16 protein-coding genes are annotated in these 19,025 nt (G+C 40.7%); 7 read left to right on the plus strand and 9 right to left on the minus strand.

What is annotated here, in order from left to right; genetic code table 11:
• Positions 1-134 precede the first annotated feature (134 nt).
• Together V1499_RS06835 and V1499_RS06840 are read right to left on the minus strand one after the other, a co-directional pair.
• The gene (locus tag V1499_RS06835; protein WP_409274864.1) at positions 135-902 is read right to left on the minus strand and encodes a SurA N-terminal domain-containing protein; all 768 of its coding nucleotides are present in this window, start codon (positions 900-902) and stop codon (positions 135-137) included.
• A gap of 342 nt (positions 903-1,244) precedes the next feature.
• On the minus strand, positions 1,245-2,012 hold the full coding sequence (locus V1499_RS06840; protein ID WP_409274865.1) for a hypothetical protein: 768 nt from the start codon (positions 2,010-2,012) through the stop codon (positions 1,245-1,247).
• 496 nt (positions 2,013-2,508) lie between these two features.
• Between V1499_RS06840 and V1499_RS06845 the strand changes: the two genes are divergently transcribed.
• A complete protein-coding gene (locus V1499_RS06845) occupies positions 2,509-2,598 on the plus strand; it encodes a putative holin-like toxin (protein WP_396954774.1) in 90 nt (29 codons plus the stop codon).
• 313 nt (positions 2,599-2,911) lie between these two features.
• Here the strand turns inward: V1499_RS06845 and fosB are convergent, their stop codons facing one another.
• The 3 genes from fosB to V1499_RS06860 form a co-directional block, all read right to left on the minus strand.
• Entirely contained in the window at positions 2,912-3,331 is a 420-nt protein-coding gene (gene fosB, locus V1499_RS06850; RefSeq protein WP_409274866.1) for a metallothiol transferase FosB, read from the minus strand.
• 249 nt (positions 3,332-3,580) lie between these two features.
• Positions 3,581-4,720, minus strand: a complete 1,140-nt coding sequence (locus V1499_RS06855) for a glycosyltransferase family 4 protein (RefSeq protein ID WP_409274868.1) — start codon at positions 4,718-4,720, stop codon at positions 3,581-3,583.
• 112 nt (positions 4,721-4,832) lie between these two features.
• Positions 4,833-6,164 carry a UDP-glucose dehydrogenase family protein gene (locus V1499_RS06860; RefSeq protein WP_409274870.1) on the minus strand — a complete coding sequence of 444 codons (1,332 nt, stop codon included), beginning with the start codon at positions 6,162-6,164 and terminating at the stop codon, positions 4,833-4,835.
• Between the two features lie 267 nt (positions 6,165-6,431).
• Here V1499_RS06860 and V1499_RS06865 point away from each other — a divergent pair, with 267 nt between their 5' ends.
• Positions 6,432-8,117: a choice-of-anchor I family protein gene (locus V1499_RS06865; RefSeq protein WP_409274871.1), complete on the plus strand. Its 1,686-nt coding sequence runs from the start codon at positions 6,432-6,434 to the stop codon at positions 8,115-8,117.
• A gap of 246 nt (positions 8,118-8,363) precedes the next feature.
• On the opposite strand, the gene V1499_RS06870 is transcribed toward V1499_RS06865, so the two are convergent.
• From V1499_RS06870 to V1499_RS06880, 3 genes are read right to left on the minus strand one after another with little or no spacing between them, the layout of a single operon-like run.
• Entirely contained in the window at positions 8,364-9,167 is an 804-nt protein-coding gene (locus tag V1499_RS06870) for a DUF4097 family beta strand repeat-containing protein (RefSeq protein ID WP_409274873.1), read from the minus strand.
• Positions 9,154-9,720: an HAAS signaling domain-containing protein gene (locus V1499_RS06875; RefSeq protein ID WP_409276248.1), complete on the minus strand. Its 567-nt coding sequence runs from the start codon at positions 9,718-9,720 to the stop codon at positions 9,154-9,156. The genes V1499_RS06870 and V1499_RS06875 overlap by 14 nt, the downstream gene beginning before the upstream one ends.
• Positions 9,713-10,036 carry a PadR family transcriptional regulator gene (locus tag V1499_RS06880; protein ID WP_409274875.1) on the minus strand — a complete coding sequence of 108 codons (324 nt, stop codon included), beginning with the start codon at positions 10,034-10,036 and terminating at the stop codon, positions 9,713-9,715. Before V1499_RS06880 ends, V1499_RS06875 begins: the two co-directional genes overlap by 8 nt.
• Before the next feature lie 273 nt (positions 10,037-10,309).
• Here V1499_RS06880 and V1499_RS06885 point away from each other — a divergent pair, with 273 nt between their 5' ends.
• From V1499_RS06885 to V1499_RS06900, 4 genes are all read left to right on the plus strand, one after another.
• Positions 10,310-11,044 carry an SDR family NAD(P)-dependent oxidoreductase gene (locus V1499_RS06885; protein ID WP_409274877.1) on the plus strand — a complete coding sequence of 245 codons (735 nt, stop codon included), beginning with the start codon at positions 10,310-10,312 and terminating at the stop codon, positions 11,042-11,044.
• 83 nt (positions 11,045-11,127) lie between these two features.
• Positions 11,128-12,078 (plus strand): zinc-binding dehydrogenase, encoded by a 951-nt coding sequence (locus tag V1499_RS06890; protein ID WP_409274879.1) that lies wholly within the window; start codon positions 11,128-11,130, stop codon positions 12,076-12,078.
• Positions 12,079-12,486: 408 nt separating this feature from the next.
• Positions 12,487-15,519, plus strand: coding sequence for an efflux RND transporter permease subunit (locus V1499_RS06895; RefSeq protein WP_409274881.1), 3,033 nt, complete (start codon positions 12,487-12,489; stop codon positions 15,517-15,519).
• Positions 15,520-15,951: 432 nt separating this feature from the next.
• Positions 15,952-17,220 (plus strand): OFA family MFS transporter, encoded by a 1,269-nt coding sequence (locus V1499_RS06900; RefSeq protein WP_409274883.1) that lies wholly within the window; start codon positions 15,952-15,954, stop codon positions 17,218-17,220.
• Between the two features lie 86 nt (positions 17,221-17,306).
• Here the strand turns inward: V1499_RS06900 and V1499_RS06905 are convergent, their stop codons facing one another.
• Positions 17,307-18,377 (minus strand): sulfite oxidase, encoded by a 1,071-nt coding sequence (locus tag V1499_RS06905; RefSeq protein ID WP_409274885.1) that lies wholly within the window; start codon positions 18,375-18,377, stop codon positions 17,307-17,309.
• A 284-nt stretch (positions 18,378-18,661) separates the two neighbouring features.
• Here V1499_RS06905 and V1499_RS06910 point away from each other — a divergent pair, with 284 nt between their 5' ends.
• Positions 18,662-18,964, plus strand: a complete 303-nt coding sequence (locus V1499_RS06910; protein ID WP_409274887.1) for a heterocycloanthracin/sonorensin family bacteriocin — start codon at positions 18,662-18,664, stop codon at positions 18,962-18,964.
• The last annotated feature ends 61 nt before the right edge of the window (positions 18,965-19,025 follow it).

Here is a 19,025-nt window from a genome sequence, read left to right on the forward strand (position 1 = left end):
AACAATTAAATAAATCGTAAACAACACAGAATAAAAAAGAAGATGAACTCCACTTTTTGTCGAGATTCATCTTCTTTACGTTTGAAAGGGCATTAGTCTACTGCCCCTTGAACTGTTCATTTTTGAGTAACACCTTAAATCTTAATATCAATCTTCGCATTCTTCTTTAATTTTTCAACATGCTGAGCGAGTTTTTCCTGCTGTTTTTGCTGTTGAAGAGATTGTTCGATTTGCGGTTTTACTTCTTCAAGCTTTGGAACTTCTTGTCCGGCACCTTTGCTTTGTTCCGCAAATTGATCATACGTTTTTTGAATTTCTTCATCGGTTATTTTACCAGCCGGCATTTCTTTGTCAAAATACTGCTTAAGTTTAATATCATCAGCAATTTTGGTTTCAAGTGTTTTCATATCCATGCCGGATTGTTCAACAGCATCTTCGAACTCTTTTTCTGTTTTAAACTGCTTTTTTAATTCGTCCAGTTGCTTTTTGACATCTTCCTCTGAAGCTTTATAGCTTTTTTTATCTAGGTCTTGAAGAAGAAGAGTTTGTACGACCAAGCTGTCAATTGTTTGGTTTTTCACTAGTTCTGCAGCTTCTTTAGAAGTCGGATCTTGTCCCATTTGCTGCATTTGTCCTTGGACAGATGCTAAAGCGTTATTATAGTCGCTTCCTAAAATTTCTTTATCATTCACAATCGCAACGGTTATCTTTTCATCTATTTGCTGAGCTTTTAATTTCTTTTGCATTTCTTCCATTTTCTTTTGCTGTTCTTTCTGATAATCGGTTTCCTCTTGTTTTGCCTTATCATCATTTTTAGCATCTTTACCTTCTTCATTTCCTCCGCATGCTGCTAAAACAACGGCCAGTAAACCGGTCATGAGTGTATACATCAATTTTTTCATACTATATCTCCTTACTTAAGCTAGAAGTATAATTTTTACTTTTAAAAAATCATCTAGTGCGCATTATATAGGTAATCTTACAAAAAAGAAACAGAAACGGCTCTTTTTTAATATTTTTCATAGGATTGAAACATTTGAAATGGGAAACGATGCCTGTGTAGAAAAGGAAATTGAAAAGCTCAATTTTAAATAATACCGTTCCCAACGGTTATTCATATGTCAATTTAGTCGACGAAATTCTTTTTAGATGCATGGGTAGGTTGAGTGCCACGATTAGGCATTCCATGAAATAAAATAGACCGCTTCGTATAGATACGAGACGGTCTATTTCTATTTACTCAATTAAGAGGAAAGCGCACCCAACAGCACGACAATCACTGTAAATATTAATGCAATAAGGGTATACAAGAGAACAGCCAAAGAGAAGTTCTTTCTAGGGCTATCTGGCCCAAATCCCCAAACCAATATTAAAATAAAATTCACAATAGGAATCCCGAGTAAAAATAGAGTCCAAAACCACTTTCCGACAGTCAATTGCTTATTTCCCAATGTATGTTTCTCCTCTTCTAGTAAATCTGATGCGCTAGCTTCATAGGCCTCTTCATTCGGGCCTTTTGGTTTGTATTGGCTGTAAAGATAAAAGAACCCGCCCACACTAATGAGGAAGGCGACATGGTTAGTCCAGCCAAAAACACCAATTAGTTTTTGAATCATATTAGCTAATGCGATGGACGGGCTGCCCAAAACGATAAAAAACTTTATATCCATGTAGAGTGATTGCAATAATGTAGAAAATGCACCAATTACAAAAACCAATACTACAGAATTAAAAACGTCTTTCTTAGTTTTAAAAATTGTTTTTTTCTTATAAAGAATCACTAGTCCAGAAATATAAAAACCAAGACCAAAATAAACCTTCCATCCTCCGTTAACAAAGGAAAACGCATTACTCAACAAATCGGCCCTGGTAAAAGGATACTCAGGATCAATAGTGGAAAATAACGCATAAAAAATACTTGGCATCCATGATGCCATTAATGCGATGCCAAGCACTAAAACGGCTAAACCGATTTTTTCAATAGCGCTTAACGATTTTAAAAAACCTTTCAACTGTCACACTTCCCACTATAAAATATTAACTTTTTAATCATACGAAAGGTATTTAAAACGGTCAAACTATAATTAATGGAAAAAACCGAATGGAGTATACATTTCTTTTCGGTCTTCCGATCTTCTTCTGAAGCGTATAATAAATCTAGTTTTAATTGAAAAGGAGCCATGATGGGAATTCATAATTACACGGCAAAAATGATGGCGGTTTGAAGGTTATTCGAAAAGTCATCGCCAAGGTTTTTGTAGTGAAGGAATGTTGGAGATTCGTCTTTGGGGATGGAAGAGGGAAGAACTTAAGGCCAAGGGGAAACCATTCCTCTGAAAAAGCAAAACCAAAAACACTGTTTTTTGATAATTCAGATATTTCCCAACTTCCTAAGTCCAATTTTATACGAATATATGTCCGTATTTATATACATGAGGTGGTATAATAAAAGAACAATAGGATACGTGTGTCCAAGGGTGGCCCGGATACTCCTGGTTGAAAGGGGTGATGCCGGTGACAATATACGAATCGCTGACGCTAATGATTACATTCGCGGGATTCGTTGTCACAATACTGGCTTTTACACAAAATAAATAATCCACCCTTGAGTTGCCACTCGGGTGGATTATCTGCCCCAAAGCCGGCCCCTTGCGAGAACCGCCTATTGGAGACCGGACATGGTACCAGCATGTTCGGTCTTTTATAGTATATACGTCTAACCAGGATTTATTATACCATATTCCATAGAATTTCAAACTTCTATAAACTGTTCTCCGATACTTATGTAATTATCCTATTTTCTAAAAATAAAACATGAATGAACGATAATTCGTCAAACTGTTTTTCGTAGCTTAGCATAATGAACCAAAATAAAAACACAAGGCTGCTTTCCTGGCCTTGTGTTTCCTATTTAATAAAACTCCATATGCCCCTTATCCTCCCGGTAATAAGCCAGCCGATCCTCCAGTGTCCCCGTATGTAACTCAAACTTATGGCCATCCGGATCCACAAAATACACCGACCGCTTATCCCGCTCATCCCGCTCACGCCCAGGCAGAATCTCCACACCAAGCTGCTTCAGTCGTTCAACCATCCCGTCAAAATCCGCCTCATCCACCGAAAACGCCACATGCGTATACGACTCCCGAATCTCATTCCGCGGAACATCCTTCTCCACATTCAGCGCCAGCCACATCCCCGCCAAGTCGAAATACGCCGTACTCCGCCCCTTCACCAGAGTCCTCGCACCAAATACATCCCGATAAAATGCCAACGACCTCTCCAAATCGCTCACCGAAAACAAAAAATGATTCAAACCTTTGATAGCCAAACCCCTCAACCCCCAAGCCCTTTTTGTAAAAAGCCAGCTCTTCGGCTGGCGCCAACGCCAATCATTTTGCACCGTTAATTTGGAAAGCTACGCCACCAGTTGGTATCTACGCTCCAAAGCCAGCACTCAACAATTAGACGGGCAACGCACATCGTTCGTTACCTTTCCGTCGGAGCTGTGCTGATAGCAAAATGCAGAAAAAAATACCGAATCAAATGATTCGAATGCAGGTACTGTACTCATAAATAGTTATGCATATTTTATTTCTTCTCCCGCTTCAGATACATCCCTATAGGACCAGACAAGTGACTCTAGTATATTGTCCCATTTTTGTGTAAGGGCAAAGCTTCTTCCTTCCCGTCCCATACTTTGAAGAAGGGAAGGGTTATGAATCAATTTTATTAGTGCTTCTTTGAAGCTTTCAGGATTGCCGGGCTCACATAAAAATCCGGTTACCCCATTCTTGACGAGGTGCTTCACTCCTCCTGAATTCGCGCACACAACAGGGGTCCCGCTTGCCAGTGCCTCGAGTACGACATTTCCGAATGTTTCAGTTGGGGAAGGAAAAACAAAGACATCTGAAATGGAATACACCTCAGCCAGCTCTTCCCCTTTTAAATAGCCGGTAAAAACCATATTGTCAGGAGCGAGTGCTTCCAATTCCCCCCTTATTGGGCCGTCACCGACAATGATCCATTGCACCTGTCGCTTGATGCCTTCCGGGAGGCTTGCTGCAACATTCATCAGGGTGTTGAGATCCTTCTCAGGTGCAAGCCGTCCGGCATAAGTAAAAAGCAATTTATTACCGGCGTTATACCGCAAACGTCCCGAAAATTTATCATAATCCGGGTGGTAGAGGCTGCAATCAACACCCCGTCCCCACAGTTCCAGATTTGTGAAACCGCGCTGCTGCAATTGATTCATTGTTTCTATTGAAGGGGTATAGATTTTCTGGAAAGGCTTATGGAACCAGGCCATGTACTTCCATAAATACTTTGATAAAAATTTAAGGTTGTAATACTTTAAATACTTATCAAAGTCGGTATGATACGAACCAACTAAAGGGATATTCATTTTTTTGGCAAAATAAGAACCGCATAGCCCAATATTGAATGGCGTGGCAACATGGATCAAGTCAGGTGAAAAACGTTCGAGTTCTGCTTTTACTTGGATGAGATTTGGAAATGCCAGCTTGCACTCCGGATAAAGGAATAATGAAAGGCTGGTAAACTGATGAAGATTGTCTGCCACATAATCGGATGGTGATTTTGGAGCAAAAATCTTGCAGGCAATATTATGTTCTTCCAAATAGTCGGCAAGACGCTTAAGAGTACGAGCAACCCCATTCACATCCGGATAATAGGTGTCCGTAAAAATAGCGATTTTCATACTAACCTCCTGGCGAAAAATGAATTAGGAAACTCCTAAATCAAAAACATAAAATCAAGCGGTAAAACGAAAGCTGTCTGTGCATAGAATCCGCCTGTTCCTTGGGGCATGATCAGGAGGAAGGAATGGTTGAATATTCCCTGATTAGGGCCGGCCTTCCAATCGAAATATACGTTATTGGCTCAACGCTCATTTTGTCTAGTGGAAAGCAATTACGGCCATCAATAATGATAGGCTCCTTCATGTAAGTAGCAAATACAGAAGGGCGGAGGTGCCTGATTTGGTCCCAGTCTGTTGCAATAATCGCTGTTTCAGCATCAGTTAATGCCTGGGTGATATCCAGGGCATAATCGATTGTATCGCCGAAATACCTTTTGGCATTCGGAATGGCAGCAGGGTCATAGGCAACCACTTTTGCTCCTTCATCCAGCAACTCCTGGATAATCCTGATTGAAGCGGACTCCCTTATGTCATCTGTATCAGGTTTATAAGCAAGGCCAAGTACGGCAACCTTTTTTCCTAAGAGTGATCCGGCTGCCATTTTTGCTTTTGTTACAGGGAGTGAATGTTGTTTGTTATTTACTTCGATTACTGATTTAAGAAGGTTGAATGGATGCTCGACATTTCCAGCGAGCTTGAGTAGGGCTTTGGTGTCTTTAGGGAAGCAGGAACCGCCATATCCGATCCCGGCACGAAGGAAGTGTGGCCCTATTCTGCCGTCCATACCGATTCCATTGGCTACTTCGTCTATATTCGCGTTGACCTTTTCGCATAAAGCCGCTATTTCATTAATAAAACTTATCTTCGTGGCAAGAAACGCGTTGGATGCGTATTTAATCATTTCTGCACTATTTCGGTCGGTTTTGACAATTGGAATAGCTAAGGGGTGAAATAATTCTTCAAGAACTGCCGCTGCTTCGTTGCTGGAGGCCCCTATGATTATGCGGTCACCATTAAAGAAGTCGAAAATTGCAGAGCCCTCACGAAGGAATTCAGGCAGTGAAACCACAGCTACCGAAACCGGGGGAGGCTTCAGTCGCAGAATGATTTCCTCGATTTTCGCATTCGTGCCGACTGGGACGGTACTCCTCGTACAAATGATTGCGTCCTTTTCGAGGTGTGCTGCGATTGTGTAAGAAGCTGAATAGATAGATTCCAAATTTGCTGAGCCATCCTTGTTTTCAGGTGTGCCGACAGCGATGAAAATGAGGTCGGCATCTGAATAGGCTTCCTGGGGGCTCATAGTAAAGCTGATTCTGTCGGCTTTCCTGTTTTTGTTGAGAAGACCCTCAAGACCAGGCTCATAAATGGTGGAAATCCCTTTTTGCAGAGTATTGATTTTTGTCTCATCTGTATCAATGCAAACGACTTGGTGTCCCATTTCCGCAAGGCAAACTCCATTTACAAGTCCCACATACCCAGTTCCAGCAACAGTGATTTTCATTCAATCCCTCCATAAAATATTCTTGCTTGTATCCATGTTATTAGAGATATACCCATTCTTACTTGAGACATCGTTAAGGGAATGTAAAAGAACTGTAATATTTTTCTAGATAGGTTTACAAGTTCAGATATAGAAAATAGTTACAAATCTAACCGTAACTTTACTGAATATTTGTAGTATCAACACGGAACATTTACGAGTAGTTAATATTGTTTTAGCAGTGTTTCTGTATTGTAAAAGTACGCTTGATTATTAATGGGGGTAATGATGGTGAAAAGTAATCGGAAATCCAACGTATTTAGCAAGGTTATGCTGGCTGGCAGCATGCTGCTTTTAAGCAGCCAAATGAATGTACAGAATGTGAGTGCGGAAACTCGATTTCCAACTTCAATGGAAGTTAAAAAAATTGCCGGCTATAACATGGGGATGACGAACGAAGATGGGGGCGTAGCTGAGATTGTTAAATACAACGCCGACAATAAAAAGTTCTATGTCATTAACGGAGCTGGGCAAACGATTGATATTGTCAGCCTGAAAAAGTTAAAGAAATCCTCTGGTGAAGAGCAGCAGCTTCAAAAAGAAAAATCGATTAACATTGCAGATGCAGTAAACACAGATCAATTTACATACGGTGATGTAACCAGTCTTGATATTGATACATCCAGAAATGTAGTTGTCGCGGCGGTTCAGGAAGCGGATTATACGAAAAACGGAAAGATTATCGTAATGAACTATGATGGGAAAATCCTTAAGACATACGATGCAGGTGTCCAGCCTGATATGGTTAAGCTGACGGATAATGGGAAGTATATTTTATCTGCAGATGAAGGAGAGCCGCGTGCCGGACTTGAACAAGAGGATCCAGAAGGGTCAGTCACGATTGTTGAAGTAAAAACAGGCAAAGTAACCAAAGTGAAATTCAAAGATGAAAACGTAATTGATGACGATGTGCATATCCGGAACAACGGAACGAAAGCGGATGCAGTGAAGGACTTTGAACCCGAGTATATCGCGGTTTCTAAGGATGGTAAAAAGGCATATGTAACCCTGCAGGAGAATAATGCAATTGCAACGATTGATATTAAAGCAGGCAAGGTACTTTCTGTAAAGTCGCTTGGCTATAAAGATCATTCCATACCGGGGAATGAATTAGATGCAGCTAGAAACGGGAAGATCGAACTTGAAAGGCTGCCTATTTTGGGAGCGTATATGCCAGATTCGGTTGCATACGTAAAAATTGACGGTGTTGATTATCTTGTTACCGCCAATGAAGGGGATGCAACGGAGTGGCCTGAAGAAGATTCCACTTTTGTCAATGTCGCCGATTTTAAAGATGTTAAGGATACGATCGAGTTTGATTCAAGCCTATTCAAAGGCATGACGGCTGAAGAAGCACAGGCAGCTTTTGATAAATTGAAAAATTCAGCTGGCTATCAGAAACTTGAAGTATTGACCGATCGTGGAAATGATGCCATCTATACATTGGGGGGACGTTCTTTCTCGATTTGGAAAGCTGATACAATGGAACTTGTCTATGACAGCGGCAGTGATTTTGAAACCATCACCTCACAGCGCTTCCCGGATGTATTTAACTGGTCCAACGATGATGATGAGTTTGAAAAGCGCAGCACGAAAAAAGGCCCAGAGCCTGAAGATGTCAAAATCGGCAAGATTGGCAATGATGTATATGCATTTATCGGTCTTGAAAGAATTGGCGGAGTGATGGCCTATAACATTTCAAATCCGGAAAAAGCACAGTTTGCAAATTATTTTAACAGCAGGGATTTCTCAAAGGCAATTGCTGGTGACGTATCCCCGGAAGGACTTGAGTTCATTGATGCAAACTCGAGCCCAACGAAAAAACCTCTTGTCCTGGTAGGAAACGAGGTTAGTGGAACCGTTTCTGTGAATGAAATTCAAATTGAAAAATCACATCCTGGTAAACGGAAGTAAAAAAGCCTTCAGCAAAAACTAAATCTTCAAAAAAGCCCTATCCGCAACTGAGCTGGATAGGGCTTTTGATTTTAGACACTGACCATAATCCCGACATTCTATGAATTGTTCCACTAGAAAAAAACAAAGAGATACAATCCAGTCCTGTGTCCGTTGAATTAAACGTGACATAAAGCTCCGACTTACATTTAGCGGGTAACGCCAACTGTTGGTTAGTAGTGTTGAGTTCTTAAAAAACAGTAATTTTTATTTCGTTACTGTAATATCGCCGTTTACAGTTGTTAATTTTATCAAGCTCTTTCCGTTTCCAAACACAGAGTTTCTACTGGAATCGCCCAATATATCAACCTTTCCGTTGACTACTTCTACATCGATTGTGGCATTCGTTGGCTCTTTTACAGTTTGAATTTCGATTTTACCATTCACATTTTCAAAATCAATGTTGCGGTCTAAATGATCTGTTACAAAAGATATACTCCCATTTATGACACTCCCGGAAATATCACCTTCAATGTCTTCAAGGAATATTTTGCCGTTATCAGTTCCGACGGTAATTGCAGAGGTTTCCAAACCCCTTAAATCAATTGTTCCATTGATGGTTTTAGCTGATGCATCTTTTATATTTATCTCTTCTGCGTTTACACTCCCATTGCCAACTTCTACCCTCAATGTATTGTACAATTTTTTAGGTACATAAACCTTTATAGCCAGTGCTGAATCTGAAAAGCCAAAGTTGTAGAATTTAAGCTGCTTTTCATCTAAATTCACTGAGAGTGTATTGTTCTGAATATCAGCATCAAAGGTATATTCTCTATCCTTTTTGGCATTCCCTAATAATTCTACTCTCGTTGTTGAATTGTTTGCAGGAATAATTTCTACCCCAGCGTTATCTGCCTTAATATCAATATTGGCGAAATTTTCATTGTTAAATATTCTTTCTTCTTTGATCGACTCAGAATGATTCTTTGCATCAACCGTTAGAAGACTCCCAGTTATACCGACTAATAAAAGAACTAAAGCAACAATGGATATTTTCTTAATATTGAACATGTTTCATGCCGCCTTTCACAACTCGTACATTGTATTTTAAATAACGGACAAATCCATTTGTTGTTGCACGGGTAGCAAAGAACATTCCGATTAAAATAAATAAACCCAGTCCAGCAAGGCCAATCGAAAAGAACAAGTCGAAAAGCTCAAAAATTTGTGGATGTATGGCTACATTTATTAATACCAATATCGGCGAAGCAACAAATGAAACTCCCGCTATCCAGCCAGCAATTATGACACCTGCTATAGCAACAAATGGCCCTAACACAATAACAAGGTTGAAAAATCCCAATCCAATGACCGCCCAAACCGCTCGAAAAATATTACCTGCAGTTGCCGTTTCCTCAACTTTTTCAACACGATGCGTTGCTACTAACTCTTTAGCAATTTGGTGGGGTGAACCAAGTGAAGCGGAAAGTTGTTCCTCAGTCTTTCCTTCTTCTAATCCAATCTCAAAATACTCCTCAATATCTTGTAAAATATCCTGTCTTTCATAAGATGGAAGTCTCCTCAAGGAAGCATTTAGTTCAGCAATAAATTGTTTTTTATTCACCATTTACACCTTCTTCAATTAAATGATTTACCCCATTTGAGAATTCTTTCCACTCATGGAGCAGGTCATGGAGATACGCTCTTCCGTTATCTGTTAGCTTATAATACTTTCTTGGTGGGCCTTCTGAAGATTCTTTTAAGTACGTCGTAAAGTAGCCTTCTTTTGTTAATCGCCTTAATAGTGGATACGCAGATCCTTCAGATATATCAATCTGTTCGGATATCTTTTGAACAAGTTCATACCCATAACGATCTTGCTTATTCAGTAATACGAGAACACATAATTCCAGGACACCTTTCTTAAATTGTACGTTCACTGTTCAATCACACCTCACTCCTTAACATTTTACTACTACACATTATGCAGTACTGGTTTTTTTAGGGTACCTTCATAAAAAAATATATCATACAGTACTATTCAATGCAAGGTACTGAATGATAATTTTTGCATTATTAAAAAGTTGAAGTTTTTCAAACTCATTTCAATCCAATTTAGATATTTTTAATTAAAGACATTTTAATTGAAAGTATTTTAGGATAGGGATAAAATAAACTTGTACGCTAGTAAAACATAAAGGGGATGCATCAGGATGAGGTTACAGGATAAAGTAGCAGTGGTAACAGGAGGCGCTTCAGGAATTGGTTATGCCATCGTAGAGAAATTTGTTAAGGAAGGCGCAAAAGTCGTTGCCGGAGATATTACAGACAACATTTTTGAGCTGGAAAATACATTTGGTGAAAGTGTTAAAGCTGTAAAAGTAGATGTCTCAAAAGAAGCAGATGTTAAAAATCTAATTGAAACCGCTGTAAATACTTTCGGAAAGCTAGATATCTTATGTAATAATGCAGGGATTATTGGGGCCTATGCAAACATAGAGGAATATACGGAGGAACAATGGAATCGAGTGTTAGGCATTAACATAAATGGTCCATTCTTCGGTATTAAACATGCCGTTCCGTATATGAAACAAAACGGTGGCGGCTCCATTATCAATACTGTTTCTATTTCATCCCGGCATGCCACGCCAGGTTCACCAGCCTACGTTACCTCAAAAGGGGCAGTGCTAATGCTCACTCGCCAGGCTGGGCATGATTATGCTCGTGATAACATTCGTGTAAATGGTATTTCACCAGGTGTTGTTAATACTGGTATTTTGAAAGACGTGGACGATGACATGTTGAAAGTATATTCAGAAGCAATCCCGATGGGCAGAATAGGTGAACCTTCAGAACTTGCGAATGTTGTTTGCTTCTTAGCATCTGATGAAGCATCTTATGTCATTGGCCAGACGTACATTGTTGACGGTGGTAAAGATACCATTTAAATCTTCAAAAATTTTTTTATCTATACCTATCAGAATATAAGGAAAATTTCTTTGTTAATAAAATAATTGAAAGAGGGATAGAAATGAGAGGCTGGGAATTTACAACAACGAACGAACCATTGAAACTGGTAGAGAAACCAGACCCAAAAGCTACAGAAGGCCGCGTATTAATTGAAGTGAAGGCTGCTGGACTATGCCACTCGGATGTTGGTGCATTGCGTGATCCAAAATGGTTAAATATCATTGAGCATACACCTATTATTATGGGACACGAAGTTGCTGGTGTGATTAAAGAAGTTGGTCCAGGTGTTACTGGTTATAAAGTTGGCGATCGAGTAGGGGTTTGTCCTGTAAGTAAAGTTGGGTTGGGACCTGGTTATGGATATGATGGCGGTTATGCGGATTTAGTGTCTGCCCCTGCCGTTGACTTAGTTCCCATGCCAGAAGGAATTACTTTTGCACAAGCTGCGGCAGGTACAGATGCTGGAATGACTTCGTATCATGCCATGTTCCAAACTGGCGGTGCAAAACCAGGAATGAAGGTTGGTGTCATTGGCATTGGAGGCCTTGGACAAATTGCGGCACGCGCCGCGGTCGTAAAAGGCATTGAAGTATATGCAGTGGATGTTAGTCCCAAAGCCCGTGAACTTGCAAAAGAACTTGGCGTAAAAGAAGTCTTTGAAGATGTTAAAGAATTGGCACATATCGCACCTGACCTAATCGTTGACTACGCTGGATTTGGGACAACGACTGCGGGAGCTATTGACGTCATTGCTCCAGGAGGAACGGTTGTTCTAGTCGGGATGGGTAAATTAGAATCAACAATCAACACCGATCCTCTTATTCTGAAGGCAGCAACTTTAAAAGGCAGTGTTGGTGGCGATGTTAATGATATCGCAGAAGTGTACAAGCTAATGGCGTCTGGAGATATTGATCCTGCCCTTTCTGAAATTACATTTGATGAAATTTGGGAAGGCCTTCTGAAATTGGAACGCCATGAGGTAGCAGGAAGACTTGTTGCAACAATGGATTAATTTCATAACATATATGGCTCTCCTAATTTTCTTGTTGGGAGAGCCATTTTATTTCTTAAGTAGTGCAACTGTATTATTAAGGGAACAAATCTTTTTTCCAAACCCAACCGTAATTCAAACGCCTATAATTTTCTCAAAATGAATAGAATAACATGCAAAATCGGTTGCGCTTGCCAATAAGGTAAGCGCCTTTTTAATTGATGTTCGTTGCCTTTCATTAAGAATTTAAAATTTCTAAAGATTTGTAGTCTACTCATTCGACTAGGCCTAGCCTCCAGTTGACTTTTTTCTAAAGCAAAAAAGAACCAATTGTTAAGTTTTGGTATAGTTTCCAATTGGTAGTGCAAAAGTCTCATTTCTTAAGTATAATCTTCCTATATTGCAAGGAAAAAGAATTGGGGGATGTTTATGACATGGTTTACAAAATGGGCGTTGCGGAATAGGGCTGCGGTTGTGTTTTCCGTAATTGTCTCGATTATTTTCGGTGTTTTCAGCTATACCACTATTCCGATGGAGCTCATGCCGTCAGCAGATCAGCCTTACATAACGGTTTCGGCAGTAGGCAACGGCTTGGACGCCGTCACCATGGATGAACAGGTAACGCAGCCTATTGAAAAAGCACTGACAGGCATTAAAGGGAAACGCAATGTGGTCGCTGAAACCGGAAATAACTTCACCCAGATGATGATAACGTTCGATTCAGGCACCGATTTAAAAGAAGCGAAGCAACAGATTCAAGAAAACATCTCGATGGTCAACCTTCCAAACGGGGTCATGAAACCATATGTAGTGCTGCTGAATACATCCCAAATCCCGGTTGTCTATTTGGGGCTTACCTTTGATAAAGAAATCGAGAATAAAGAATTAAGTCTCGTAGACAATGAGATTCTTCCTATGTTCAAGAACATTAAGGGCGTAGGGAATGTCATGAGTTACGGAGGAAAAAACCAGCAGGTCATGATTAAGGTCGATCCTGCAAAACTTGCCGCAGCCCAAATCCCCCTCGAAAAGATGTATATGCTCCTCCAAGGCAAAAACGCTACCGTCGCTGTAGGGGAGCAAACCCTGGATAACCAGGCTACAAGCATCGTTGTAACAGGAAAAATTGACAGCCTGGAAGATGTGAAAAACATCCAGTTGAACCCGGCCACTAAATTGAAAGATGTGGCTGAAGTAACAATGGAGAAGGACACTAAGAGCATTACACATATGAATGGAAAGAATTTCATTCAACTTATTGTGCAGAAAGATTCAACGAGTAATGCGGTCACGATGGGCAAGCAGGTAGAAGAAGTAGCGAAGAAGGTTAATGAGGACTATAAAGGAACGTTAGAAGCTACCATATTCATTAATTTGGCGGATACAGTCCTTAATTCGATTAATGCGATGACAAAGGAAGTACTTACAGGTGCCTTCTTTGCTGCCTTGATTATCTGGCTGTTCCTGAAAAGCTTCCGGATGACCCTGATCACAATTGTCAGCATCCCTCTTTCGCTGTGCATAACGATGATTTTACTTTCCTTCTTTGGGGTTACATTGAACATCCTGACTTTAGGCGGTATTGCGGTATCTGTCGGGCGGCTTGTCGATGACAGCATCGTCGTTGTCGAGAACATTTATCGGAGAAAACGGGAGAAAGTTCTCACCCCTGCCTTCATTGTGGATTCAGTTAAAGAAGTCTCGGCTGCGATCACATCATCGACTCTTACAACTGTGGCAGTGTTCCTGCCAATGCTGCTTGCTTCCGGCGGTTTAAGGGATATAATCGGACCGTTTGCGATTACCATTACATGTTCATTGCTTGCATCCCTGTTGGTTTCTCTAACCGTCGTGCCGATGCTCAGCCAGCGTATGATGAAAAAAGTAAAAATCAAAGAGCACAAGAAAGGAGCGTATTATCCGAAAGTACTGAACTGGTCACTGAATCATAAATGGCTTCCAATTGTGATTTCTGTTTTGGTGATTGTCGGCTCAATCGGGTTGTTTGCTTCGATGCCAAAAGGCTCCGTCGACCAAAAGGACAGCGCCTATCTTTCCATTTGGCTGCGCTATGAAAGTGGAACGCAATTCAAGGATATTGAAAACGGGATAAAGAGGATGGAAGACCTTCTTTCCGAACAGAAAGACGTTGTCAACCATATTGTCCAAGTCGGAAATAATGCCGAAGCAGCGCAGTTTGGCGAGCTTCAGGATCCAAACCAGGTCCAGTTCATGGCCTTCGTGAAAGAAGGAGCCGATTCTGTTAAAATCGTTCAGAAACTGCGAAGCGAAAAAGACCAATTTCCCGGGGCGGAATTAGCCGCCAATACATCCGGACTAATGGGTGAGAATAAAACAACCGTATCTGTGGATGTTATCGGCGACAATGAAAAGGACATTCAACAGGCAGCCGATGAAATCAAGAAAACGTTCGAAGGCATTGATGGCGTCCAAAAAGTAGAAACAAATGAAGAAAATCAAAAGCCAACCGTGACGGTTACGGTGGATTCAAGCGTCGCAAATGCACAGGGAATATCCCAGTCGATTCGAGGAATGATCGAGCCGGCAGTAATCGGCACTGTTGAAATCGACGGCCGCAGCACACTGGTACAGCTTGGCGCTATACAGGAAATAAAATCTGCTGAAGATTTAAAGGATCTTCAATTGATGACACCTGAGGGACCGGTTGCTTTGTCAAGCATCGCAACAATTAAGGAGTCAAACGAACCGGGAACCATTTTTTCAAAAGACGGTAACCATTACCTTCAAGTCAACGCCGTTGTCGACCCGAAGAAAATGGTCGATGTAGCCGGGGAAATTAATAAACAATTAGCAGTCTGGAAACAAGGCAACAAATTTGGGGATGGAACGAGCGCTGAAATCACCGGCGCAGCCATGCAGTCATCCGATGATTTAGTGGAGCTTGGGAAACTTGCTCTTTTCTCGATCGGAATTGTGTTCATGATCCTTCTCGTTACATTAAAATCATTCCGGGCGAGCATTGCGATTTTATTATCATTGCCGCTCGCGGCGATTGGATCCCTTTTGGGGCTGGTTGTATCAAAATCAGGCATTGATATTTCATCCGGAATCGGGATGCTGATGCTTGTCGGAATCGTCGTAACGAATGCAATCGTGCTTGTCGACCGGATCCGCCATAATGAAGAGACGATGACCATAAGGGAAGCGATTATGGAAGCAGGAGCTGTAAGACTCCGGCCAATCCTGATGACCGCGTTTGCAACCATTTTTGCCATGGTCCCGCTTCTATTTGCGCACCAATCCGCCATGAGCTTCAATCTAGTTGGCAAGGGGCTTGCTGTCGTCGTTATTTTCGGACTGCTTGTGTCAACTTTCCTGACACTGATCGTAATCCCGACATTCTATGAACTGTTCCATTTCAAAAAGGCAAAAAAACAAAGACAGCTTTCCAGTCCTGTATCCGGTGAATTAAACGTCTAAAACACCAACTTCAGTGAAACAGAGCATGGCAGTGAAGCAGCCTATCAACCTAGGCTGCTTCTTTTTTGTTCATTTTGTATTCATCAGAATTGTAATGATAGCAGAATAATAGTAATGAATTGGCCAGTTGCCAACAAAGGGAAAGTCTTGAAACAGTCTAATTAGCGTTTAGGCTGTTTTTTTATGCTTTTGTAATGGGATTTTCGTGATTTATTTTAGTTTTCTTGGGGACAGGGAAGATTTTAATTATTTAAATATAATAATTTTTGTTTATTTATATTTAAAGATGATATATAATCGTTCGTAAATAACAAACATTTAGCCTGAAAATTTATAAAAACAAAATATTTTTCGGATTAAATTCGAACATATATATTTATTAATAAATTAATGTTCGTAATTCAGGTTGGGTGATACTGGAGGGGTAGTTATATGAACAAGTTTGAAAATAAGTGGATCCGAGCTGTACTGCCAGCTTTGTTGATTCACTGTAGTATTGGGACAGTTTACTGTTGGTCACTGTTTAAGGGCGATATTGCCTCTTATATTGGGAAACCAATAAGTGAAGTGGAATGGGCATTTAGTATCGCCATTTTTGTTCTAGGTATGTCTGCGGCGTTTGGCGGAAAATTTGTAGAAAAAGACATTCATAAGTCGTCCTTGCTTGCGGCCATCTTTTTTGTTGCTGGCATGGCGGGAACAGGGTTCTTTATTTATCAAAAGTCATTGATCGGTATTTATGTTTCTTATGGAATTGTGATGGGAATTGGACTCGGGATCGGTTATTTAACACCGGTAAAAACATTGATGCTTTGGTTCAAGGAGCAAAAAGGGTTAGCCACAGGCCTTGCCGTTGCAGGCTTTGGCTTAGCGAAAGTCATTGCAAGTCCTTTAATGGAAAAGCTGCTCGGAGAAAGAAACAATGAAGGAATATTAGTAAATCAGGCAAATATCTATACGATGTTTTATATTTTGGCAGGCATCTATTTAGTGATGATGGTTGCTGGCCACTTAGCTTTAAAAAAACCAGCAGGTTATGAGGAAGAAAGTGCCCAAAGCATGAGCTTTAGTTATCGAAAAGCGTTAACAAATAAAACATTTATCGGTATTTGGTTGATGTTCTACATTAATATTACATGTGGATTAGCTTTGATTGCGCAGGAAAAAGGCATTTTGGCATTCATCGGATTTGGGGCAATTGGCCTGGTTAGCTCGTTAACAGCTATTTTCAATGCAGGTGGACGAATCATTTTCTCTTCATGGGGAGACCGTTTAAAAGATCGCAACTCAATCTATAAAATTATTTTTATTTCATCGATTTCAGTTATACTACTGACCGTTGTATTTGATGGTATCAATAACTCTTTGGCATTCCTGATTATCGCCTTGCTTTGTATCGTGAATGCAGGGTATGGTGGTGGATTTTCAACCTTGCCGCCACTATTATCTGACCGCTTTGGTTTAAATAGTATTTCAACTGTGCATGGATTATCCTTATCTGCCTGGGCATGGGCAGGGCTGACAGGCAATCAGCTAAGCGCATATGTTCTCGAAAAGACACAATCCTATGATATGGTTTTATATGTCATAATGGCTTTGTTCACCATTGCCACGTTAATTAGTATATTCATTGTTAAACCTGAAAAAGTAAACGTTGAAAGTGAAGAATTCAATAGGAAAGAAGAAATCGCAATCGGATAAATCGTTATTAGCAAAAGTAAAAAGGGATGCCTGATATGGAAGGCATCCCTTTTACGATGATTGATAGTAAATCCCGAGATCTCCTATTATTCCACCATAACCTTGATTTGATCCATCGCATTATACCCGTAACCCTTTCTATTCCAAAAAGGGTCGGCCGGCTGCGTACGGCCAGTTGAATCTGTCGCTTTTGACAGGATCACATATTCACCTTTCTTCGGTACAGTCCATTCATAAGACCAAGGCTGCCAGCCATAACCTTCATGTTTAACATGCTCCGATGTTGCAAGCCGCCACGTGATCCCACCGTCTACACTTATCTCTACCTTTGAAATGAAACCATTACCTGTCCAAGCAATCCCTTTAATTAGATGTTTGCCGGTATTTAAAATTTTCATATCCAAAGGCTTTTGAATCGTGGAGTTCACATTTATTGACGTAACAGGAAAGGCATCTAGATTATTTTCTTTATTTGGGTAATACACATAATCAATTGTTTGAAAGGGACCTTTAAAAGTAGAATCGATCACACGTATTTGTTTGATCCATTTTACGGATGCCATTGCATACCACTGGGGAACAATTAATCTCAGTGGATAACCATGCTTAAACGGAATCGGCTGGCCGTTGTACTCATATGCAATAAGGGTGTCAGGGTGGAGTGCCTTCTCGATCGGCAAACTCCTGGCATATGAGAAAACCTTATTTAAATCGGTCCGTTCGCCATAATCATATCCTTCCACTACAATTTCCTTTGCTCCTTTTCGTATCCCTGAACGTTCAAGCAGTTTCCGTAATGGCACACCCCTCCAATAGCCCTGGCTAATCGCGCCCTTTTCCCATTGTTCCCCAAATACTTTAGGTTCGAAAAAGCGGCGTTTATCCCCTGAACATTCCAATACAACTTGAAGTGTTTTTGAAGGTAATTGAATAATTTTTTGCATCGAAAGCAGCGATGGTTTCGATACAATCCCATTAATCGGGAGCCAATAATTTGAGTAAGAAAGAGCTGGATAAGAAAAGTGATTCCGCTTATAAAATAATTTATCCGGCGTATTGGCAGTATCGATAAATTGGATAGGTGTCTCCTGATTTTCCGGAAACAAACTACGCGTCAGTAAGTATGGCTTCACTTTAGGGCGGTTTAAGCGGTCCATATGTTCCTCCTATTTAGGTAGGTTCATAATGTATGTTTATGAACGATGGGTTCTAATTATAAAGGAAGGTACTTTTGAATTTTTAGGAAGCAAGGAAATGGGCGTTTTAAATCTATTTTAGGCTCTTACACCAGTAACAGCTGCCTAAAAGGAATCATACTTTGTTGAGGAGAGTACACGAATTATCTGATGGAGTTAAATGCCCAAACTGATTAATTAATTCATTCAGCTCTCGCGTCAGGTGTCGGTTTAACCTGATAAATAAATACAAAGGAGAGGGAAAGATGCATAATTTTCAAAATCCATTGCAAAGCTTGGAATTGGCCCCTTACCAAGCTGGTGAGGTAACTTACCTGGATCCTTATAGTGAGGATGCACGGTTTGGCCGTTGCGGAGGGTTTGGCCGTTGCGGTGGCTTTGGCCGTTGTGGAGGCTTTGGCCGTTGCGGAGGTTTTGGTTTTGGCCGTTGCGGAGGCTTTTTCCGTTGTGGCGGTTGTTTTGGTTGCGGCGGTTGCGGCAGCTGCTTCGGTTTTAGTTGCGCTGGTTGTTTCGGTTTTAGTTGTGTCGGCATTGGCTTTTGGATTTAAAAAAATATGTATTTTATCAAAAAAAGTGTCCCTGCGAGCTTATGGCAGGGACGCTGCTTTT

It is taken from the genome of Neobacillus oceani (assembly GCF_046237595.1).
Taxonomy (GTDB): Bacteria; Bacillota; Bacilli; order Bacillales; family Cytobacillaceae; genus Bacillus_D; species Bacillus_D oceani.

Excerpts from the sequence above, each read along its gene's own strand:
- V1499_RS06845 (WP_396954774.1), top strand. The coding sequence starts at position 2,509 with ATGCCGGTGACAATATACGAATCGCTGACGCTAATGATTACATTCGCG.
- V1499_RS06835 (WP_409274864.1), bottom strand. The coding sequence starts at position 902 with ATGAAAAAATTGATGTATACACTCATGACCGGTTTACTGGCCGTTGTT.
- V1499_RS06855 (WP_409274868.1), bottom strand. The coding sequence starts at position 4,720 with ATGAAAATCGCTATTTTTACGGACACCTATTATCCGGATGTGAATGGG.
- V1499_RS06865 (WP_409274871.1), top strand. The coding sequence starts at position 6,432 with ATGGTGAAAAGTAATCGGAAATCCAACGTATTTAGCAAGGTTATGCTG.
- V1499_RS06900 (WP_409274883.1), top strand. The coding sequence starts at position 15,952 with ATGAACAAGTTTGAAAATAAGTGGATCCGAGCTGTACTGCCAGCTTTG.
- V1499_RS06895 (WP_409274881.1), top strand. The coding sequence starts at position 12,487 with ATGACATGGTTTACAAAATGGGCGTTGCGGAATAGGGCTGCGGTTGTG.
- V1499_RS06910 (WP_409274887.1), top strand. The coding sequence starts at position 18,662 with ATGCATAATTTTCAAAATCCATTGCAAAGCTTGGAATTGGCCCCTTAC.
- V1499_RS06860 (WP_409274870.1), bottom strand. The coding sequence starts at position 6,164 with ATGAAAATCACTGTTGCTGGAACTGGGTATGTGGGACTTGTAAATGGA.
- V1499_RS06870 (WP_409274873.1), bottom strand. The coding sequence starts at position 9,167 with ATGTTCAATATTAAGAAAATATCCATTGTTGCTTTAGTTCTTTTATTA.
- V1499_RS06885 (WP_409274877.1), top strand. The coding sequence starts at position 10,310 with ATGAGGTTACAGGATAAAGTAGCAGTGGTAACAGGAGGCGCTTCAGGA.
- V1499_RS06905 (WP_409274885.1), bottom strand. The coding sequence starts at position 18,377 with ATGGACCGCTTAAACCGCCCTAAAGTGAAGCCATACTTACTGACGCGT.
- V1499_RS06890 (WP_409274879.1), top strand. The coding sequence starts at position 11,128 with ATGAGAGGCTGGGAATTTACAACAACGAACGAACCATTGAAACTGGTA.